Genomic DNA, 17,339 nt, shown 5'->3' on the forward strand with positions numbered 1-17,339 from the left:
CGTTCACATCTCTTCCCGAACCGGTTCGGCGCTGGCGGTGATCAGGGGCTTCAGCGGCGCGTCCGGCGCGACGCCGAGCGTGCGCAGGCTGCCGGCCATCACCTGGGCGAACACCGGCGCCGCCACGTCGCCGCCGAAATGCCTGCCGTTGGAAGGTTCGTCGACCATCACCGCGACAATCAGGCGCGGATCGGACACCGGGGCGAAGCCGACAAACGACGCGACATACTTGTTCGCATAGGCGCCGCCTTCGATCTTGTGCGCCGTGCCGGTCTTGCCCGCCACGCGATAGCCGGCGATCTGCGCCTTGGGCGCGGTGCCACCCGGTTGCACCGCCATCTCGAGCATGGCGCGCACCTCGCGCGCGGTCTGCGACGAGAACACCTGCTTGCCACTGATCGGCGGCGTATCCAGCCGCGCCAGCGAAATCGGCACCAGGTCGCCGTCGCGGGCGAAAGCCTGATAGGCGCGCGCCAGCTGGATCAGCGTCACCGAGATGCCATGGCCATAAGCCATGGTGGCCTGCTCGATCGGCTTCCAGGTCTTGGCCGGACGCAGGCGGCCGCCGACCTCGCCGGGGAAGCCGAGCTTGAGTGGCGCGCCGAAGCCGAGGCTGTCGAACATGGTCCACATCTCGTCCGGCGTCATCGACAGCGCCAGCTTGGCGGCGCCGATGTTGGACGACTTCTGGATTACCTGCGCCACGGTCAGCATGCCGTGCACATGGGCATCCGAAATGGTCGCGGTGCCGATGGTCATCTTGCCCGGCGCGGTCTGGATCGGCGTGTTGAAGCGCACCTTGCCCTTTTCCAGCGCCAGCGCCGCCGTGAAGGGTTTCAGGGTCGAGCCGGGCTCGAAGGTGTCGGTCAGCGCGCGGTTGCGCAACTGGGCGCCGACCAGCTTGACGCGGTTGTTCGGGTTGTAGGTCGGCAGGTTGGCCAGCGCCAGCACTTCGCCGCTGCGCGCATCGAGCACCACCACGCCGCCGGCCTTGGCGCGATGTTCCTCCAGCGCGCGCTTGAGATGGCTGTAGGCGAGGTACTGCACCTTGGAATCCATCGCCAGCACGATGTCCTTGCCTTCCAGCGGCGGATGGATGCTCTCGACATCCTCCACCACGTTGCCGCGGCGATCCTTGATCACCCGGCGGCTGCCGGGCTTGCCCGACAGCTGGTTGTTGAACGCCAGCTCGATGCCTTCCTGACCGGCATCCTCGACACCGGTGAAGCCCAGCATGTGCGCCATCACCTCGCCCGCCGGGTAGTAGCGCCGGTATTCGTTCTTCTGGTGGATGCCCGGCAACTGCAGGGCCGTCACCCGGTCGGCCAGTTCGGGCGGCAACTGGCGCTTGACATAGACGAACTCGCGTTCGGAGGCCAGCTTGCGATTGATCTCGCGCACGTCCATGTCAAGCAGCGTGGCCAGGTTGCGCGACTGGGCCGGTGCCAGTTGCGCATCTTCGGGAATCGCCCAGATAGAGCGCACCGGGGTGGATACCGCCAGCACGTCGCCATGACGATCGGTAATGCGGCCGCGGGTCGCCGAAATGTCGATCACGCGCTCGAAACGGGCGCGGCCCTTGTCGCCCAGAAACTCGTTGTTGAAGCCCTGCAGGTAGAGCGAGCGCGCAATCAGCGTGACGAAGGCGCCAAGCAACACCACCAGCACCAGGCGCTGGCGCCAGGGCGGCAGGCGCTCGGAGAGCAGCGGGCTTCTGGAGAACTTGATCGACTTCATGGCGGCGTCATTTCTCCGCCACCGGCTCGACGGAAATGATCTGCCCCGGCGCCGGCGGCTTCATGCCCAGCTTCTCGCGGGCAACTTTCTCGACGCGGACATGCGCGGCCAGGGTGCTTTGCTCGAGCTGCAGCTGCCCCCATTCGACCTCCAGATCGCGCATGCGTTTCTGCGTGGCTTCCAGTTCGGTGAATAATTTTCGGGCGCGATGATTGGCGCTCACGGCCGACAGGGCACAGGCCACGGCGATCAGGATCAGGATGAGATTGAAGCGCGCCATGCTCAAGGGCCGTTAAGGAAACCATGAGAACCTACCGCAGAGGCGCAGAGGCGCGGAGAAGGCGCGGAGGAGTTCAGAAGAAGCAAGGGAAAGGTGTTCTCTGCGTTGCCTCCGCGCCTCTGCGCCTCTGCGGTGAGTGTTGAGCTTTTCACGAAATGCCTCAAACCTTCTGCGCCACGCGCAGCACCGCGCTGCGACAGCGCGGGTTGGTGGCGATTTCAGCGTCGGAAGGAAACATCGCCTTGCCCACCAGCTTCAGCACCGGTTGCGGCAGATCGGCCGCGCGCACCGGCACGCCCTTCGGCGGCTGCGGCGGGTGCGCCGCATCGCGCATGAAGCGCTTGACGATACGATCCTCCAGCGAATGAAAACAGATCACGGCCAGACGTCCGCCCGGTGCCAGTCGTGCGACGGCCCTGGGCAAGGTTAACGACAGCTCCTCAAGCTCCCGATTGACGTGAATCCGTAGAGCTTGAAAGCTGCGCGTCGCCGGATGCTGGCCCGGTTCCCGCGTGCGGACGACCTGCGCCACGAGCGTGGCAAGTTGTCCTGTCCTTGAAATACCGTGCTCGCCCCGAGCAGCAACAAGCGCCTTTGCAATCGCATGAGCAAACCGTTCTTCGCCATAGTCTCTGATCACCCTTTCTATTTCCGATTGCGATGCCCGCGCCAGGAACTCGGCGGCGGTCTCCCCCTGCGTCGTATCCATGCGCATGTCCAGCGGCGCATCGAAACGAAAACTCATGCCCCGTTCGGGCGTATTCAGTTGCGGCGACGACACGCCGATGTCCAGCAGCACGCCATCCACCTGCGTCACCCCGAGTTTGTCCAGCACCGAGTCGAACTCGCTGAAGGCGGCATGCACCAGGGTGAAACGCGGATCGGAAATGGAAGCGCCGGCGGCAATCGCGGCCGGGTCGCGATCCAGCGCGATCAGACGACCCTTCGGTCCCAGCGCCGCGAGGATCGCCCGGCTGTGGCCGCCGCGGCCGAAGGTGGCATCGACATAGGTTCCCGCCGGCTGAATCGCCAGCCCCGCGACCGCTTCGGCCAACAGGACGCTGACGTGGGTGTCGACACTCACAACGCAAGATTTTCCAGGCCCGGCGGCAGGAGCTTGTCGCCCACGGCAAAGATTGCGTCCTGCTGCGCCTTCCAGCCCTCGGCCGACCAGATTTCGAAATGGCGCCCCTGCCCGATCAGCCAGATTTCCTTTTCCAGCCCGGCGTACTGGCGCAGTGACGGCGAAATCAGCAGGCGCCCGGCGCCATCCAGTTCCACGTCCTCGGCAAAGCCCACCAGCAGACGCCGCACCATGGCGGATTCCACTTGCAAGCTGGGCGCCGCCAGGATCTGGGCGCGAATGGGCTCCCACGCGGACTGCGGGTAGAGCAGCAGGCAGCGATGCGGGTGGGCGGTGACCACCAGCCGGCCTTCACCAGCCGCCACCAGGGCGTCGCGGTGCCGCGCCGGAACAGCCATCCGGCCCTTGGCATCGAGATTGAGCGCCGTCGCACCTTGAAACATCGGACCCCCTTGAACAGGAAATCAGTCGCCAAGCAACCAAAATTTCCCACTAACCCCCACAGAGTCCCACTTTATGACACTTTTTGACGAGGGTCAAGAAAGAGTCGCATTTTTTTCAAGCGCAACAAGGGCTTAGGCGCGAAAGCCGAGGATTTTCGCAAATAAAATATTAAATAAAATCAATAGGGATACAAAGCAAACCGAATGTGCTTTGTGAGGAGTTGCGAAGTACGCCATCGCAGATCGAGCAGCCGAGCCAAAAGTCGGCGCCGGCGACACGGCGACGATGGCCGGTGGAAGCCAGCTCCTCAGGCGGGGTGCTCGCCCATCATTTCGCCGAGGCGAATCGGCCGCTGCGGCGCCCACTCGGCATTGAACTTCATCACGCCGGGCGGAAACAGCATCACGACGGTCGAGCCAAGCAGGAAGCGGCCCATCTCATCACCCTGCTTGAAGAGCAGTTGCTGGTCCTCATAGCGCCATTCGCGCAAATGGCCGGGGCGCGGCGGATTCACCACGCCATGCCACACCGTCGCCATGCTGCCGACGATGGTGGCGCCGACCAGCACCATGACGAAGGGGCCGTGCTCGCCATCGAAAACGCAAACCACGCGCTCGTTGCGGGCGAAGAGTCCGGGCACGCCGCGCGCCGTTACCGGATTGACCGAGAACAGGTCCCCCGGCACATGAATCATGCGCAGCAGGCGGCCGTCGCAAGGCATGTGGATGCGGTGGTAGTCCCTCGGGCTGAGATACAGCGTGGCGAAGCTGCCGTCCTGAAACTGCGCGGCCAGCACGGCGTCGCCGCCGACCAGCGCCGTCGTCGAATAGGAATGGCCCTTGGCCTGGAAGATCCGGTCGCGCTCGATGGCGCCGAACTGGCTGATCGCGCCATCCACCGGGCAGATGAAATCGGCAGCGGCCAGCGGCCGCGCATCGGGCTTCAGCGGCCGTGTAAAGAACTCGTTGAAGCTGGCGTAACTCGAAATGTCCGGTTCCGCCGCCTCGCTCATGTTCACGCCGTAGCGGCCGACGAACCAGCGGATCACGTTCGTGGTGAGTCCGCCCGCGCGCGCCGCGGCGAAGCGCCCGGCCAGCGCGGTGAGCGCCTGCTTGGGCAGCAGATACTGCAACAGGACGGCGAGACGATCGGACACGGGATCGGGGGCGCGGCGGGAAGCCGCGAATTATAGCCGTCCGTCCCTAACCGGCGGCCGTGCGCCGGCGGAGCAGCACCGTCAGCACCGGCGGCGTGACCAGTGTGGTCAGGATCACCATCATCACGATGACCGAGAACATGGACTCGGTCATGACGCCGAGTTGCTTGCCGACCATGGCGAAAATGAGGCCCACCTCGCCGCGCGGCACCATGCCCCAACCCACCAGCCAGCGGCCCGCAGAACCGGCGGCGAGACCCGCCGCCAGCTTGCCGACGATGGCGACCGCCGTAATGCCGGCACCGACTCCCAGCACCGCTGGGTCGGCCAGCGTCTTCAGGTCCACCTGCATGCCGGTGAGGACGAAGAACACCGGGACGAAAAAGTAGCCGATGGGTTCGATCATGTGTTCGTGCTGGTGGCCGCCGTGCTTGATCAGGATCGGCCGCAGGCGCTCGGCCAGGCCGGACTCGCCGGCCGGCAGCAGCGGCTCGATCTCGCGCACGATGGCGGGGCGGTCGAAGTCGCGCAGGAAGATCGGCTCGAACAGCAGGCCGGCGGCGAAGGCGCCGATGATCGGCGCCAGACCCATGGCATGCGCCAGCCAGGCGAGGAACAGGCCGGTGGCCAGCACCTGGGCAAACAGCATCGAAGGGCCGGCGTCGAGCTGCGCCAGCCAGCGACTCGAATGCGGCGCGATCAACCGCCCGATCCAGATCGAACCGGCAAGGAAGATCACGGCCTGGGCGATGATGCCGCCCACCTGGCCAACGCTGACCGATCCGGCCTGGACCAGGCTCGAAACCACGGCGAGGATCACCAGGCCCAATACGTCGTCGATCACCGCGGCGCCCAGCACGATGCGAGCCGCCGGCGTGTCGAGCTTGCCCAGATCGCGGAAGACGCGGCCGGTGATGCCGACCGAGGTCGCGGCAAGCGTGGCGCCGAGGAACAAGTAGGCGTTGGTGCCAAGCCCCGGCAACAGCCACGGCCCGGCCAGATAGGCGCCGAGCAAAAATGGAACGGCGATGCCCACCGCGCCCACCGCGAAGGCTCGCGGTCCGACCTTCACCAGATCTGCGAGCCGCGTCTCCAGGCCGATCTGCAACAGCAGGACGATCACGCCCAGCTCGGCGATGAACATCACCGCCGGATCGCGCGGGATGGATTCGAAACCGGTAAAACCGAACAGCGCCAGATTGCCCAGCGCCACGCCGAGCAGCAATTCGCCCAGCACCGCAGGGAATCCGAGTTTTTGCGCCAGCGGCGCGAACAGGCGGGCGCTCATGAGGATCAGCGCCAGCCACAGCAGGTTGGCGCCAACCACGTCGGAACCGGCGGCCCAGGCCGGCGCGGCGGCGATGGAAAACAAAACGGCTCCCGCAATCAGCGGGAGCCGTCTCCGGCGAGGATTCGCGGCGAAAATCACCGGCCCTGCGCTGCCAGCGCCGCGATGCGCTCTTCCATGCTCGGATGGCTGGCGAACAGCGACATGAAGCCCTGACCGCCGGCGATGCCCGAACTCGCCAGACTCTTCGGCAGCGGCTCGACCGCCATGCCGCCGAGGCGCTGCAGCGCCGCCATCATCGGCCGCGGCGAACCCATCAGGCTGGCAGCGCCGGCATCGGCACGGAATTCGCGCTGGCGCGAGAACCAGGCGACGATGATGCTGGCAAGAATGCCGAACAGGATGTCGCAAACGATCACGGTAATCGTGTAACCAATGCCGGGCCCGGACGACTGGCTGTCGCCGCGACGCAGGAAGCTGTCGACCAGGTAACCGACGATGCGCGACAGGAAGATGACGAAGGTATTGACCACGCCCTGGATCAGCGTCAGGGTCACCATGTCGCCGTTGGCAACGTGGCTGACTTCATGCGCCAGCACCGCCTCGACTTCTTCCTTGCTCATGTTCTGCAGGAGGCCGGTGGACACGGCGACCAGCGAATTGTTCCTGGAGGGACCCGTGGCGAAGGCATTCGGCTCGCCTTCGTAGACGGCGACTTCGGGCATCGCAATGCCGGCCTTCTGCGCCTGCTTGCGCACGGTTTCCACCAGCCAGAACTCGGTGGAGGTTTCCGGGCTTTCGATGATGCGCGCGCCGGTGGACCACTTGGCCATCATCTTCGACATCAGCAGCGAAATGAAGGCGCCGCCGAAACCCATGATGCCGGCGAACACCAGCAGCATGCCGAGGTTGAGGCCGTTGGCGGTCAGGTAGCGATTCACCCCCAGCACGCTGGCGGCGATCGACAGCACCAGCAGCACGGCAAGGTTGGTGACCAAAAACAGCACGATGCGTTTCATTGCGGTTCTCCCAAAAAGACTGTGTCCCCTGTTTCGCACGTCGGTCGGCAACAGGCGACAGCGCCCATTGTCCTCCATGCGGAAAACAAGATGCGGCGATTCTACGGAAATTCAAGTTTCCGACAAACCGAATAAAACATAACTATTTATTCGTAAAATACGAATGATGAAATCCGCTGCGCTCAACTATCACCATCTGCGCTACTTCTGGGTGGTCGCCCAGGAAGGCAGCGTGACGCGCGCCGCCCGGCGCCTCGGCGTCGCGGTGCAGACCATCAGCGTGCAGATCGCGCAACTCGAACAATCGCTGGGCAAGGCCCTGCTGGCGCCCCAGGGCCGCCGGCTGGTGCCGACCGAGGCCGGGCGCCTGGCGCTGGCCTACGCCGACCAGATATTCCAGCTCGGCGAGCACATGGGCGCCGCGCTGCGCGAAACCGATGCCGGCAACACGCTGCGCCTCGCCGTCGGTATTTCGGATGCGCTGCCGAAGTTGATCGCCTTCCGCCTCATGGAAGTGGTGTTCCACCTGCCGCAGCAGGTGCGGCTGGTCTGCCGCGAAGGCGAATTCGATACCCTGCTGGCGGAACTGGCCTTGCATCGGCTCGACGTGGTGCTCACCGACCGGCCCGCCAGCGTCGGCGGCAACCTGCGCGTCTTCAGCCATCCGCTGGGCGAGTTCGAGATCACGCTGTTCGGCTCGCCCGCGCTGGCAAAGCGCTACCGCAAGGGATTCCCCGCCAATCTCGGCCGTGCGCCGATGCTGCTGCCCACCCGCGGCAACGCCCTGCGCGGACAGGTCGAGCGCTGGCTGGAAAGCCAGAACGTGGCGCCACTGGTCGTCGGCGAATTCGAGGACAGTGCGCTCCTGACTACCTTTGGCCGCGCCGGGCTCGGGCTGTTTCCGGCGCCTTCGGTGCTGGGCGAGGACATCGCGGCGCAGCTCGGCGCGGAACCCGTCGGCGTACTGGCCGACGTCAGGGAACGCTACTACGCCATTTCCAACGAGCGGCGCATCCGCCACCCGGCGGTGGAAGCCATCCGCAATGCGCCGGTCAGCTGGGGCCAGCCGGAAGGCTGACAGCGCTTACTGGTAGCCCGGAGAGCCGATCGCGGGAGTCGGCGCCGGCGCGACGGCGGCCGGTTTCGCGGGCTGAACCTGGGCCGTCGATGGTGCCGTGTCCTTGTGCTTTTCGTGCGGCTGCCAACCCAGAATCGCCAGCAGGGCAAAGAAGCCCACGACATAGCCGACAGCAATAAACCAGCCGTGACGCAACCACTGTCCCACCGACTTGGCCTCGGGGAACAGATTGGCCACCGCAACCCCCGCCGAGGAACCGAACCACAGCATCGAGCCGCCGAAACCCACGGCGTAAGCGAGGAAGCCCCAGTCGTAGCCGCCCTGCTTCAAGGCCAGCGCGGTGAGCGGAATGTTGTCGAACACGGCGGAGATGAAGCCCAGCGCCAACGCCGTGGGCCACGACGCCGGCGGCAGTTCTTCCACCGGCATCATCGAAGCGCAGGTCACCAGCGACAGCAGGAACACCGAGCCCTTGAACGCACCCGGAACCAGGCTCCACTCCGGCTTGCGCAGTGGCACCGCGAGCAGCAGGGCCACCCATACGGCAGCGCCGAGGAAGGGGAAATGATCGGCGGCGGCGGCGAACTTCAGATTCACCGTGACATTGGTGATGATGGCGCCGACAAGAATGAAAATGACAATGCCGACCCGCGCCCAGTCGATGTGATGCGCGGCCTGGAAATCGCGGCTGATCGCCATGTGCTTGTGCTGCAGCAGGGCCGCCGGAATGCCGAATACCACCAGCGCCACGGCCGACGCAATATAGGCTTCCACCACGTCGAGCGGGCTGACGCCGTCGAGCCACATCATGGTGGTCGTCGTGTCGCCGACCACCGAGCCGGCGCCGCCGCCGTTCGACGCGGCGACGATGGCCGCGAGATAGCCGATATGCACCTTGCGCTTGAACACGCTGGCCGCCACCGTGGCGCCGATCAGGGCCGCTGCGATGTTGTCGAGGAAGCCGGAGAGGACGAAGATGATCACCAGCAACATGAACGGCCCCAGCCAGCCCTCGGGCAGCAGCTTCGGCAGCACCTCGGGCACGCCGCTGTCCTCGAAATGCCGCGCCAGCAGCGCGAAGCCGACCAGCAGGCCAAGCAGATTGGCCAGCAAGACCCATTCGTGCGCCATGTGCGCGCCGAAACCGGCGATGCCGGCGCCGGTTTTGAACCCGGTGAACAAGACTTTATAGGTGGTGATGGTGACCAAACCGGTCAGCGCCACCTGCAACACGTAGTGATGGAACAGCGCCACGCCAAGCAGGGTCGCGGCGAACAGGATGAAATCGACGGGAATGCCGAACAGGACCGGCGAGCTGACCGTTGCATCGGCCGCGTGGGCCAGCGGCGCCGCCAGCAATATTCCTGCTGTCGCCAGCAGACTCCCCATCCTGCCCCAGGACACATCGGTTCGATGCGAAGACATCATCTACCACTCCAGTCGATTTTTGTCGGCGGATTGTATCAGCCCGCCGCATACCGACCGCCGCCGGGCGGCAATCAGGAATAATGCGATAGACTTGCCCATTCCGGAAAATGAAGGTTCTGCCATGAAAATATTGCTAGCGGTTGACGGCTCCGATCATTCGAATCGCGTCGCCAGGCATGTCATTCGCCTGGTGCAAAGCTGCACCGATTACGCAGTGGTCCTGCTCAATGTCCAGGCACCGATCGACGCACCCGAAGTCCTCGGCCACATGCCCGCGCGCGAAATCGAAGCAATGCAGGAAACCCGTGGCGGCGACGCGATGGCCTCGGCGCGGGCCCTGCTCGACACGGCCGGCGTCGCCTGCGAACCCGAGGTGGCGCTCGGCCCGGTGGCCGAAACCATCGCCCGCCGGGCCGTCGAAAGCAACTGCGACGCGATCGTCATGGGAACCCACGGCGCCGGTGCACTCAGAAGCGCGCTCATGGGATCGGTGGCGACCGAAGTCATCCGCCTCGCCAACTGTCCCGTTACCGTAGTGAAGTAGCGCTGGTTACTGACTACCGCTCCGTGGCCAGCGATACCCATCCCGTGACGCACATGGCAAGAATGTTGCGCCGGATTGCCAGCCTGGCGCTCTGCATGGGGACATGGGTGGCCATGGCACAGGAGATGCCGCAGCGCTTTGCCGGCCAGTCGCTCTACCTGCCGATCTATTCGCACCTGTACCACGGCGACGTGAACCCGCGGACCGGAAAGCCTTCGGAAACCCTGGTATCCACCCATGTCAGCATTCGCAACACCGACCCCGCCGCCGGCCTGAAAATCGTCAGCGCGCGCTACTACAACACCGACGGCAAGCTGCTGCGCGAGTTTCTGCCGAAGCCGCAGGCGATCCCGCCGCTCGGCACCTATGAGCTCTACGTGCCGCGCTCGGATTCATCGGGTGGTTCGGGCGCCAACTTCATCATCGACTGGATCGCCGACAAGCCGATCAATCCACCGCTGGTGGAGGCCTTGCATGCCGACATCCGCGAAGCGCGCACCCTGCTGTTCGTCACCACGGCGCGCCCGATCCAGACCCGCTGAGCGCGAAGCTCAGTCCGCGTCCATCAGGAACAGCGCCGACTCCATTTCGAAGCGGCCGTGCGGCGATGCCATCGCGATCAGGGTGTGGCCCGGCTCGACGATGAAGTCGGCGGGGGGATTGAAGGTCCAGTCGCCGCGCGTGCGCACCGCGAGAAGGATGTAGGTCGTCCCCTTGAGTCCCAGTTGGCCCAGGGCCTTGGGCACGAAGCTCTTCGGCACGACCACCTCCTCGACGCGCAGCTTGTGCTCGGTGCGCAGCATCTCGTCGAGGAAGGACACCACGTGCGGCCGGATCATCGCCGAGGCGATGCGCATGCCGCCGGTGAAATTGGGCGACACGATGGCATCGGCGCCCGCCTTCTTCATCTTCTCGACATTGCGCATTTCGTTGCAGCGGGCGACGACGCGCACGCCGGGCGCCAGCTGCTTGGCGGTCAGCGCGATCATCAGGTTGCGGCTGTCGTCGCCGGTCACGGCGAAGACACCGTGGGCATCGGCGATGTTCGCCTCGATCAGCACGTCGTCGTCGACGGCGTCACCGTGGATGTAGAGCAGGCCGGGGCGTTTCTCGGCCTGCGCCTCGACCTGTTCCAGCTTCTCCTCGATCGCGACGTAGTGGCGGCCGGTGGCGTCGAGCTCCTGGGCGACATTGCGGCCGACCCGGCCGAAGCCGCACACGATGTAGTGTCCATGCAGCTTTTTCATCATCTTGTCCATCCGCCGTCTCCGCATCGACTTGTCGAAATCGCTGGCCAGAACGATGGCCGTCACGCTTGAAAAGAAATAGGTCATCACGGCAATGCCGGAAAAGGCGATCGCCATGGTGAAGATTTGCGCGTCCGGCCGGTGCCAGATCTCCACGCCGGCGCCGTAGCCGATCGTGGCGACCATCAGGAAGGTCATGTACAGGGCATCGGTCCAGCCGGTTTCGGCGCCGCCGAGATGCCTGTAGCCGACCGTGCCGACAGCCATCACCACGGCGAAGGCAACCAGCGCGATGCCGATCGACAGGCGTGCGCGGCGAAAAACCTCATCGGTGTTGCCGTCGGAAATCATGATCCTGTCAACAAGACGCCGTATCGCCAGCGCCGACTATTTCGGATGCGGCGATTCTACCTGCTGCAATATTCCGTTGCGCCGGTATCATCCCGCCATGCACTCCAACCTGCTCTCGATCCTGCTGCTGCTCAGCGCCGCCGTCGGCGCGGTCGCCGTGGCGCGCCGCTTCAAGCTGCCTTCGATGCTTGGCTATCTGGTGATCGGCATCGCGCTGGGGCCGCACGGACTGGCCCGTTTGACCGAAAGCGCCGAGGTGGAAGGTTTCGCCGAGTTCGGCATCGTCTTCCTGATGTTTTCGATCGGCCTCGAATTCAGCCTGAAGCGACTGCAAACCATGCACACGCTGGTATTCGGCTTCGGTTCGGCGCAGATGGCGCTGACCGCGCTGGGCACCGGGCTGGTGACGGCGCTGGCCTACGACCAGGGCTGGCGCAGCGGCATTGCCGTGGGATTGGCGGTGGCGATGTCATCGACCGCCATCGTCGCCCGGATGCTGTCCGAACGCTTCGAACTGCACTCCCGCTCCGGACGGCAGACCATGGGCGTGCTGCTGTTCCAGGACCTGGCCGTGGCGCCCTGCCTGATCCTGCTGCCGGCGCTGGCCGCCTCCGGCGACCACCTGATGCGCTCGCTGCTGGTGGCGGCTGTACAGGCCATCGCCGTGCTGGCGCTGATGATCTGGGCCGGACAAAAGCTGCTGGGCCGCATTTTCGACGCCGCCGCCAAATACAAGTCGAGCGAATTGCTGGTGCTGACCACGCTATGGATCGTGGTGGGCCTGTCGTTCCTCACGGCCCAGAGCGGGCTGTCGCTGGCCCTGGGCGCCTTCGTCGGCGGCATGCTGATTTCCGAAACCGCCTATCGCCACCACGTCGAAGCCGACATCCGGCCGTTCCGCGACATCCTGCTCGGCCTGTTTTTCGTCACGGTCGGCATGATGCTGGACATCCAGTATGTGCTCGCCAATGCCCACAAACTGCTGCTGGCCGTGATCCTGCTGATCGGCGGCAAGGCCACGGTAATGCTGCTGATCACGCGTGTGGCGAAAACACCATTGGTCGCCAGCCTGCGTACTTCCGCACAACTGGCGCAAGGCGGCGAATTCGGCCTGGTGCTGATCGAACTGGCCCGCCAGCTGGAACTGATCAGCGCCAGCGCGTTCCAGATCACGCTGTCGGCCATGCTGCTGTCGATGTTCATCGCGCCCTTCCTGATCGCCCGCGCCGCGCAACTGTCGGGCGACATGGGGCGCGGCGACTGGGCGCACAAGGCCACCGTGATTCACGACATCGCCGTGCACAGCCTCGACCTTGGCCAGCATGTGGTGATCTGCGGCTATGGCCGCACCGGCGGACGCATCGCGGAATTCCTCGCTCTCGAAAAGATTCCCTTCATCGCCCTCGACGTCGACCCGCAGCGCATCGCCGAAGCGCGCGCACAGGGCATCAACGTCGTCTTCGGCAACGCCGACCGGCCGGAGGTCTTGCAGGCGGCAGGCGTCGCTCGCGCCCGCGCCGTGGTCGTCACCTACCCGGATGCGCATTCGGCGGAACGCGTGGTGCGCATTGTGCGCGGTACCCGGCCCCAGATTCCCATCGTGGTGCGCACCACCGACGACAAGGATGTCGCCCGGCTCAAGGCCGCGGGAGCAACGGAGGTGATCCCGGAGGTGCTCGAAAGCAGCCTGCTGATTGCCGCCGAAACGCTGGTGCAGACCGGCATTCCGATGAAGAAAGCCATCCTCCATGTACGCGCGGCGCGTGCCGAACGCTATGCGTCGCTGCGTGATTTCTACGAGCCGCCGAAGAAGTAGGAACTGCCCGCCCGCTCCGTGCACCGCTGCGGAGCCTTAACCCTTCCGCCGATCCAGCCCCTGATCGACCATCGAAATGGGATCTTCAATGGGCTCCAGATGGGTCGTGACATGGGCGTTCGGCAAGGCGTTGCGGATAGCCGCTTCGATGTCTTCCGAGCAATCGTGGGCTTGCTGCACTGTCCAGCTTCCCGGCACCAGAACATGCAGGCTGACAAAGACCCGGCTGCCCGCCTGACGGGTGCGCAGGGCATGGAAATCCAGTCCCTGCCCGCGGTAGCCTGCCAGCAGCGCCTCGACCAGCTCGATCTGCTCCGCGGGCAAAGAAACATCCATCAAGCCGGCCGCCGAGCGCTGCATCAGTTGCCAGCCGGTCCAGACAATATTTGCCGCAACCAGCAGGGCAATCGCCGGATCAACCCAGAGCCAGCCGGTGAGCCAGACCAGGCCGACGCCGCCGATTACCCCGACCGAGGTCCATACATCGGTCATCAGATGATGTGCATCGGCCTCCAGGGTGATCGAATGCTGCGTGCGTCCCACACGCATCAGGGTACGCGCCGTGACGAAATTGATGACCGAGGCCAGCGCGGAAACCATCAGGCCAACCGCCACGGCTTCAAGCGCCTGGGGATGCAGCAGGCGCTCGATGGCGGCGTAGCCGATGCTGATCGCCGCCAGCAGGATCAGGAAACCCTCGAAGGCGCTGGAGAAATACTCGGCCTTGCCGTGTCCGTATGCATGATCGTCATCCGCCGGCTGCGCCGCCAGGGTGAGCATCCACAGTGCCATCAGCGCACCGGCCAGATTCACGAAGGATTCGATGGCGTCGGACAACAACCCGACCGAGCCGGTCAGCCGCCATGCCACACCCTTGAGCAGGATGGTGGCAATGGCGGCCGCGATGGAAAGCCAGGCGTAACGCGTCAGTGAAGGCGATGACATGGTCGCTGTAGCCGGAATGCCGGGGCGCGGAGTACCCTGCGCCCCTTGCTCCGGTGATTCCTCCGCTCCGGGATGATCCCCGATAGCATACGGGATAAGGATGAAAGTCGCGGCCACGGCAATCCGCAGCGCGTCAGGCAGAGTTCATTGCATAATCAGATCATGACACTCCCTCGTCCCCCGCCAGCCGGGAACGGCAATCCGCCATGGCATGCCCTGCCTGTCGGTGATGCGCTCGCCTGCCATGGTGTCGACGCGAATAATGGCCTGACGCAGGAAGAGGCGGCCGCGCGACTGGAGCGCGACGGCCCCAACCGGCTGAGCGTGCAGCCCGGACGCAGCGCATTGCAACGTTTCCTGAACCAGTTGACCGAGCCGCTGGTGCTGGTGCTGATCGGCTCCGGCGTGGTCACCGCCGGCCTCGGCGAATGGATCGACAGCTCGGTCATCTTTGGCGTCGTGATCGTCAATGCCGTGATCGGTTTTTTGCAGGAAGGCAAGGCCGAGGCGGCGCTGGCGGCGCTGGCCCGGGCCGTGGCGACCGAAGTCACCGTGCTGCGCGACGGCCGCCGCCGGCGCATGGACGCCGTGCACCTGGTGCCGGGCGATGTGGTCTGGCTCAGCGCCGGCGACAAGGTGCCGGCCGACCTGCGACTGATCTCGGGCAAGCAGTTGCGAACCGTGGAGGCGGCGCTCACCGGCGAAGCGGCGCCGACCGACAAGCACTTCGATCCGCTGCCGGCCGACACCCTGCTGGCCGACCGGCGCAACATGGCGTATGCGGGCACCACGGTAGTGGCCGGCCAGGGACAGGGGCTGGTGATCGGCACCGCCGATGCAACCGAGACCGGCCGCATTTCGGGCCTGATCGCCGGCGCGCCGGAAATCGCCACGCCGCTGACGAAGAAGATGGCCGAGTTCGCCGGCCTGCTGCTCTGGGTGATTCTCGGACTGGCCGCACTCACCTTCGTCATCGGCGTCTGGCGCGGCGAATCGATGGCGGCGATGATGGTGGCGGCCGTGGCGCTCGCCGTCGGCGCGATCCCCGAGGGCCTGCCGGCGGCAATGAGCATCACGCTGGCGATCGGCGTCAGCCGCATGGCCAAACGCCGCGCCATCATCCGCCATCTGCCGGCGGTTGAATCGCTGGGCAGCACCACGGTGATCTGCTCGGACAAGACCGGCACGCTGACGGAGAACGCGATGACCGTCACCGAAATATGGGCCGGCGGCGAAGCCTTCGGCGTCAGCGGCCAGGGCTACAAGCCGGAAGGCGAACTGCGGCTTCGCGGTGAAATCGCCGTACCGCCAGCGCCGACTCTCGGGGATGCCGTCTCCGGCTCGGCCGGAGACATGGCTCTCGGCACCGCATTGCGCGAAACCCTGCTCGCCGGCGCCCTGTGCAACGACGCCGCGCTGTACCACGAGCACCGCCAGTGGCAGATCACCGGCGATCCGACCGAGGCCGCGCTGCTGGTCGTGGCACGCAAGGGTGGACTCGACGAAACCACGCTGCACAACGTGTTTCCGCGCCGGGATGAACTGCCCTTCGATTCGGCGCGACAAACCATGGCCACCCTGCACGCCATCGAAGGGCGCTCGATGGTGTACGCCAAGGGGGCGATAGAAAAGCTGCTGCCGGCATGCCGCAACATGCTCGCCGCCGACGGCAGCGAAGCTCCGCTCGATACCGCGGCACTGGAGGCCTCGGCTGCGCTCATGGCAACCCGGGGGCTGCGCGTGCTGGCCCTGGCACGTCGGCAACTGGCTGCCGGCGACGAGTTGACCGAAGCCGCCATCAGCGCCGGCATGGTGCTGGTGGGCCTGGTCGGCATGATCGATCCGCCGCGTGTGCGCGCCGTCGGCGCGGTGCGCACCTGTCATGCGGCAGGCATCCGGGTGAAGATGATTACCGGTGATCATGCCGAAACGGCGCGGGCCATCGCCGGACAGATCGGCATCGTCAAGGCGGGTGATGCCGCCACCGTGCTGACGGGGCGCGATCTGGCCCGCCTCGATGACGAAGCGCTCAAGGCGGCCGCGCGCAACGTGGATGTCTTTGCCCGCGTCGAACCGGAACAGAAGCTGCGCCTGGTGCGCGCCCTGCAGGCGCAAGGCGAAGTGGTCGCCATGACCGGCGACGGCGTCAATGATGCACCGGCGCTGAAGCAGGCCGACATCGGCATCGCCATGGGCATGGGCGGCACCGACGTGGCCAAGGAGGCCGCGGCGATGGTGCTCACCGACGACAACTTCGCCACCATCGAAGCAGCGGTCGAAGAAGGGCGCGGCATCTACGACAACCTGGTGAAGTTCATCACCTGGACCCTGCCGACCAACTTCGGCGAAGGCCTGGTGATCCTGGCCGCCATCGTCGCCGGGGTCACGCTGCCGATCACGCCGCTGCAAATACTCTGGATCAACATGACCACCGCGGTGCTGCTTGGCCTGCCGCTGGCCTTCGAGCCGGCGGAGCGCGGCATCATGCATCGACCGCCGCGGCCGCCGGGGGCGCCGGTGCTCGATGCGGTGCTGATCGAGCGCGTGGTGCTGGTCGGCATCCTGATGCTGGCCGGCGCCTTCGGCATGTTCCTGCTGGCCGGGGAACGCGGCCAGAGCATGGCCGAGGCGCGCACCATCGCGATGAACGTCTTCGTCGCCATCGAGATCGTCTATCTGTTCAACTGCCGCTCGCTGCGCCTGCCGGTCACCGCCGTCGCCGCGTTTTCCAACCCCTGGGTCTGGGCCGGGGCCGGCCTGCAGCTCGTACTGCAAATGGCGATCACTTACTGGGCGCCGCTCAACAATGCGTTTGCCACCGCACCGATCGACCTTCGTGCCTGGGGAGAAATTTCCCTCATCGCGCTGGTGGCGATGGGCATCATCGAACTGGAAAAGCGCTGGCGGGGCGCCGCCGGATAA

15 protein-coding genes are annotated in these 17,339 nt (G+C 65.5%); 5 read left to right on the plus strand and 10 right to left on the minus strand.

Features of this window, described 5'->3' with window-relative positions; genetic code table 11:
• Positions 1-3: 3 nt before the first annotated feature.
• The 7 genes from SUTH_RS15330 to htpX form a co-directional block, all read right to left on the minus strand.
• On the minus strand, positions 4-1,737 hold the full coding sequence (locus SUTH_RS15330) for a peptidoglycan D,D-transpeptidase FtsI family protein (RefSeq protein WP_041100462.1): 1,734 nt from the start codon (positions 1,735-1,737) through the stop codon (positions 4-6).
• A 7-nt stretch (positions 1,738-1,744) separates the two neighbouring features.
• The gene (gene ftsL, locus SUTH_RS15335; protein WP_041100463.1) at positions 1,745-2,017 is read right to left on the minus strand and encodes a cell division protein FtsL; all 273 of its coding nucleotides are present in this window, start codon (positions 2,015-2,017) and stop codon (positions 1,745-1,747) included.
• A 160-nt stretch (positions 2,018-2,177) separates the two neighbouring features.
• Positions 2,178-3,101: a 16S rRNA (cytosine(1402)-N(4))-methyltransferase RsmH gene (gene rsmH / locus SUTH_RS15340; RefSeq protein WP_041100464.1), complete on the minus strand. Its 924-nt coding sequence runs from the start codon at positions 3,099-3,101 to the stop codon at positions 2,178-2,180.
• Positions 3,098-3,544, minus strand: a complete 447-nt coding sequence (gene mraZ / locus SUTH_RS15345; RefSeq protein ID WP_041100465.1) for a division/cell wall cluster transcriptional repressor MraZ — start codon at positions 3,542-3,544, stop codon at positions 3,098-3,100. Before mraZ ends, rsmH begins: the two co-directional genes overlap by 4 nt.
• A 308-nt stretch (positions 3,545-3,852) precedes the next feature.
• Positions 3,853-4,701, minus strand: a complete 849-nt coding sequence (gene asd, locus SUTH_RS15350; protein ID WP_041100466.1) for an archaetidylserine decarboxylase — start codon at positions 4,699-4,701, stop codon at positions 3,853-3,855.
• A gap of 46 nt (positions 4,702-4,747) precedes the next feature.
• Positions 4,748-6,073, minus strand: coding sequence for a cation:proton antiporter (locus SUTH_RS15355; protein ID WP_197539601.1), 1,326 nt, complete (start codon positions 6,071-6,073; stop codon positions 4,748-4,750).
• A 53-nt stretch (positions 6,074-6,126) separates the two neighbouring features.
• Positions 6,127-7,008: a protease HtpX gene (gene htpX, locus SUTH_RS15360; RefSeq protein WP_041100467.1), complete on the minus strand. Its 882-nt coding sequence runs from the start codon at positions 7,006-7,008 to the stop codon at positions 6,127-6,129.
• A gap of 166 nt (positions 7,009-7,174) precedes the next feature.
• On the opposite strand from htpX, the gene SUTH_RS15365 reads away from it, so the two are divergent.
• Positions 7,175-8,086, plus strand: coding sequence for a LysR family transcriptional regulator (locus SUTH_RS15365; RefSeq protein WP_041102433.1), 912 nt, complete (start codon positions 7,175-7,177; stop codon positions 8,084-8,086).
• A gap of 6 nt (positions 8,087-8,092) precedes the next feature.
• Here the strand turns inward: SUTH_RS15365 and SUTH_RS15370 are convergent, their stop codons facing one another.
• On the minus strand, positions 8,093-9,511 hold the full coding sequence (locus SUTH_RS15370; RefSeq protein ID WP_231851034.1) for a citrate transporter: 1,419 nt from the start codon (positions 9,509-9,511) through the stop codon (positions 8,093-8,095).
• 124 nt (positions 9,512-9,635) lie between these two features.
• On the opposite strand from SUTH_RS15370, the gene SUTH_RS19740 reads away from it, so the two are divergent.
• A complete protein-coding gene (locus SUTH_RS19740; protein WP_041100468.1) occupies positions 9,636-10,058 on the plus strand; it encodes a universal stress protein in 423 nt (140 codons plus the stop codon).
• Between the two features lie 53 nt (positions 10,059-10,111).
• Positions 10,112-10,600, plus strand: coding sequence for a DUF3124 domain-containing protein (locus tag SUTH_RS15380; RefSeq protein WP_041100469.1), 489 nt, complete (start codon positions 10,112-10,114; stop codon positions 10,598-10,600).
• A 9-nt stretch (positions 10,601-10,609) separates the two neighbouring features.
• Here SUTH_RS15380 and SUTH_RS15385 read toward each other — a convergent pair whose 3' ends face one another.
• Complete coding sequence (locus SUTH_RS15385; RefSeq protein WP_041100470.1) at positions 10,610-11,656, minus strand: potassium channel family protein; 1,047 nt, start codon at positions 11,654-11,656, stop codon at positions 10,610-10,612.
• A gap of 97 nt (positions 11,657-11,753) precedes the next feature.
• On the opposite strand from SUTH_RS15385, the gene SUTH_RS15390 reads away from it, so the two are divergent.
• Entirely contained in the window at positions 11,754-13,472 is a 1,719-nt protein-coding gene (locus SUTH_RS15390) for a cation:proton antiporter (protein ID WP_052473698.1), read from the plus strand.
• Positions 13,473-13,508: 36 nt separating this feature from the next.
• On the opposite strand, the gene SUTH_RS15395 is transcribed toward SUTH_RS15390, so the two are convergent.
• Positions 13,509-14,417 (minus strand): cation diffusion facilitator family transporter, encoded by a 909-nt coding sequence (locus SUTH_RS15395; protein WP_041100472.1) that lies wholly within the window; start codon positions 14,415-14,417, stop codon positions 13,509-13,511.
• A 162-nt stretch (positions 14,418-14,579) separates the two neighbouring features.
• On the opposite strand from SUTH_RS15395, the gene SUTH_RS15400 reads away from it, so the two are divergent.
• The gene (locus SUTH_RS15400) at positions 14,580-17,339 is read left to right on the plus strand and encodes an HAD-IC family P-type ATPase (RefSeq protein WP_041100474.1); all 2,760 of its coding nucleotides are present in this window, start codon (positions 14,580-14,582) and stop codon (positions 17,337-17,339) included.

The sequence above is a fragment of the Sulfuritalea hydrogenivorans sk43H genome (assembly GCF_000828635.1).
Classification (GTDB): Bacteria; Pseudomonadota; Gammaproteobacteria; order Burkholderiales; family Rhodocyclaceae; genus Sulfuritalea; species Sulfuritalea hydrogenivorans.

Excerpts from the sequence above, each read along its gene's own strand:
- SUTH_RS15330 (WP_041100462.1), bottom strand. The coding sequence starts at position 1,737 with ATGAAGTCGATCAAGTTCTCCAGAAGCCCGCTGCTCTCCGAGCGCCTG.
- ftsL (WP_041100463.1), bottom strand. The coding sequence starts at position 2,017 with ATGGCGCGCTTCAATCTCATCCTGATCCTGATCGCCGTGGCCTGTGCC.
- mraZ (WP_041100465.1), bottom strand. The coding sequence starts at position 3,544 with ATGTTTCAAGGTGCGACGGCGCTCAATCTCGATGCCAAGGGCCGGATG.
- htpX (WP_041100467.1), bottom strand. The coding sequence starts at position 7,008 with ATGAAACGCATCGTGCTGTTTTTGGTCACCAACCTTGCCGTGCTGCTG.
- SUTH_RS15365 (WP_041102433.1), top strand. The coding sequence starts at position 7,175 with ATGAAATCCGCTGCGCTCAACTATCACCATCTGCGCTACTTCTGGGTG.
- SUTH_RS15370 (WP_231851034.1), bottom strand. The coding sequence starts at position 9,511 with ATGTCTTCGCATCGAACCGATGTGTCCTGGGGCAGGATGGGGAGTCTG.
- SUTH_RS19740 (WP_041100468.1), top strand. The coding sequence starts at position 9,636 with ATGAAAATATTGCTAGCGGTTGACGGCTCCGATCATTCGAATCGCGTC.
- SUTH_RS15380 (WP_041100469.1), top strand. The coding sequence starts at position 10,112 with ATGGCAAGAATGTTGCGCCGGATTGCCAGCCTGGCGCTCTGCATGGGG.
- SUTH_RS15385 (WP_041100470.1), bottom strand. The coding sequence starts at position 11,656 with ATGATTTCCGACGGCAACACCGATGAGGTTTTTCGCCGCGCACGCCTG.
- SUTH_RS15390 (WP_052473698.1), top strand. The coding sequence starts at position 11,754 with ATGCACTCCAACCTGCTCTCGATCCTGCTGCTGCTCAGCGCCGCCGTC.
- SUTH_RS15395 (WP_041100472.1), bottom strand. The coding sequence starts at position 14,417 with ATGTCATCGCCTTCACTGACGCGTTACGCCTGGCTTTCCATCGCGGCC.
- SUTH_RS15400 (WP_041100474.1), top strand. The coding sequence starts at position 14,580 with ATGACACTCCCTCGTCCCCCGCCAGCCGGGAACGGCAATCCGCCATGG.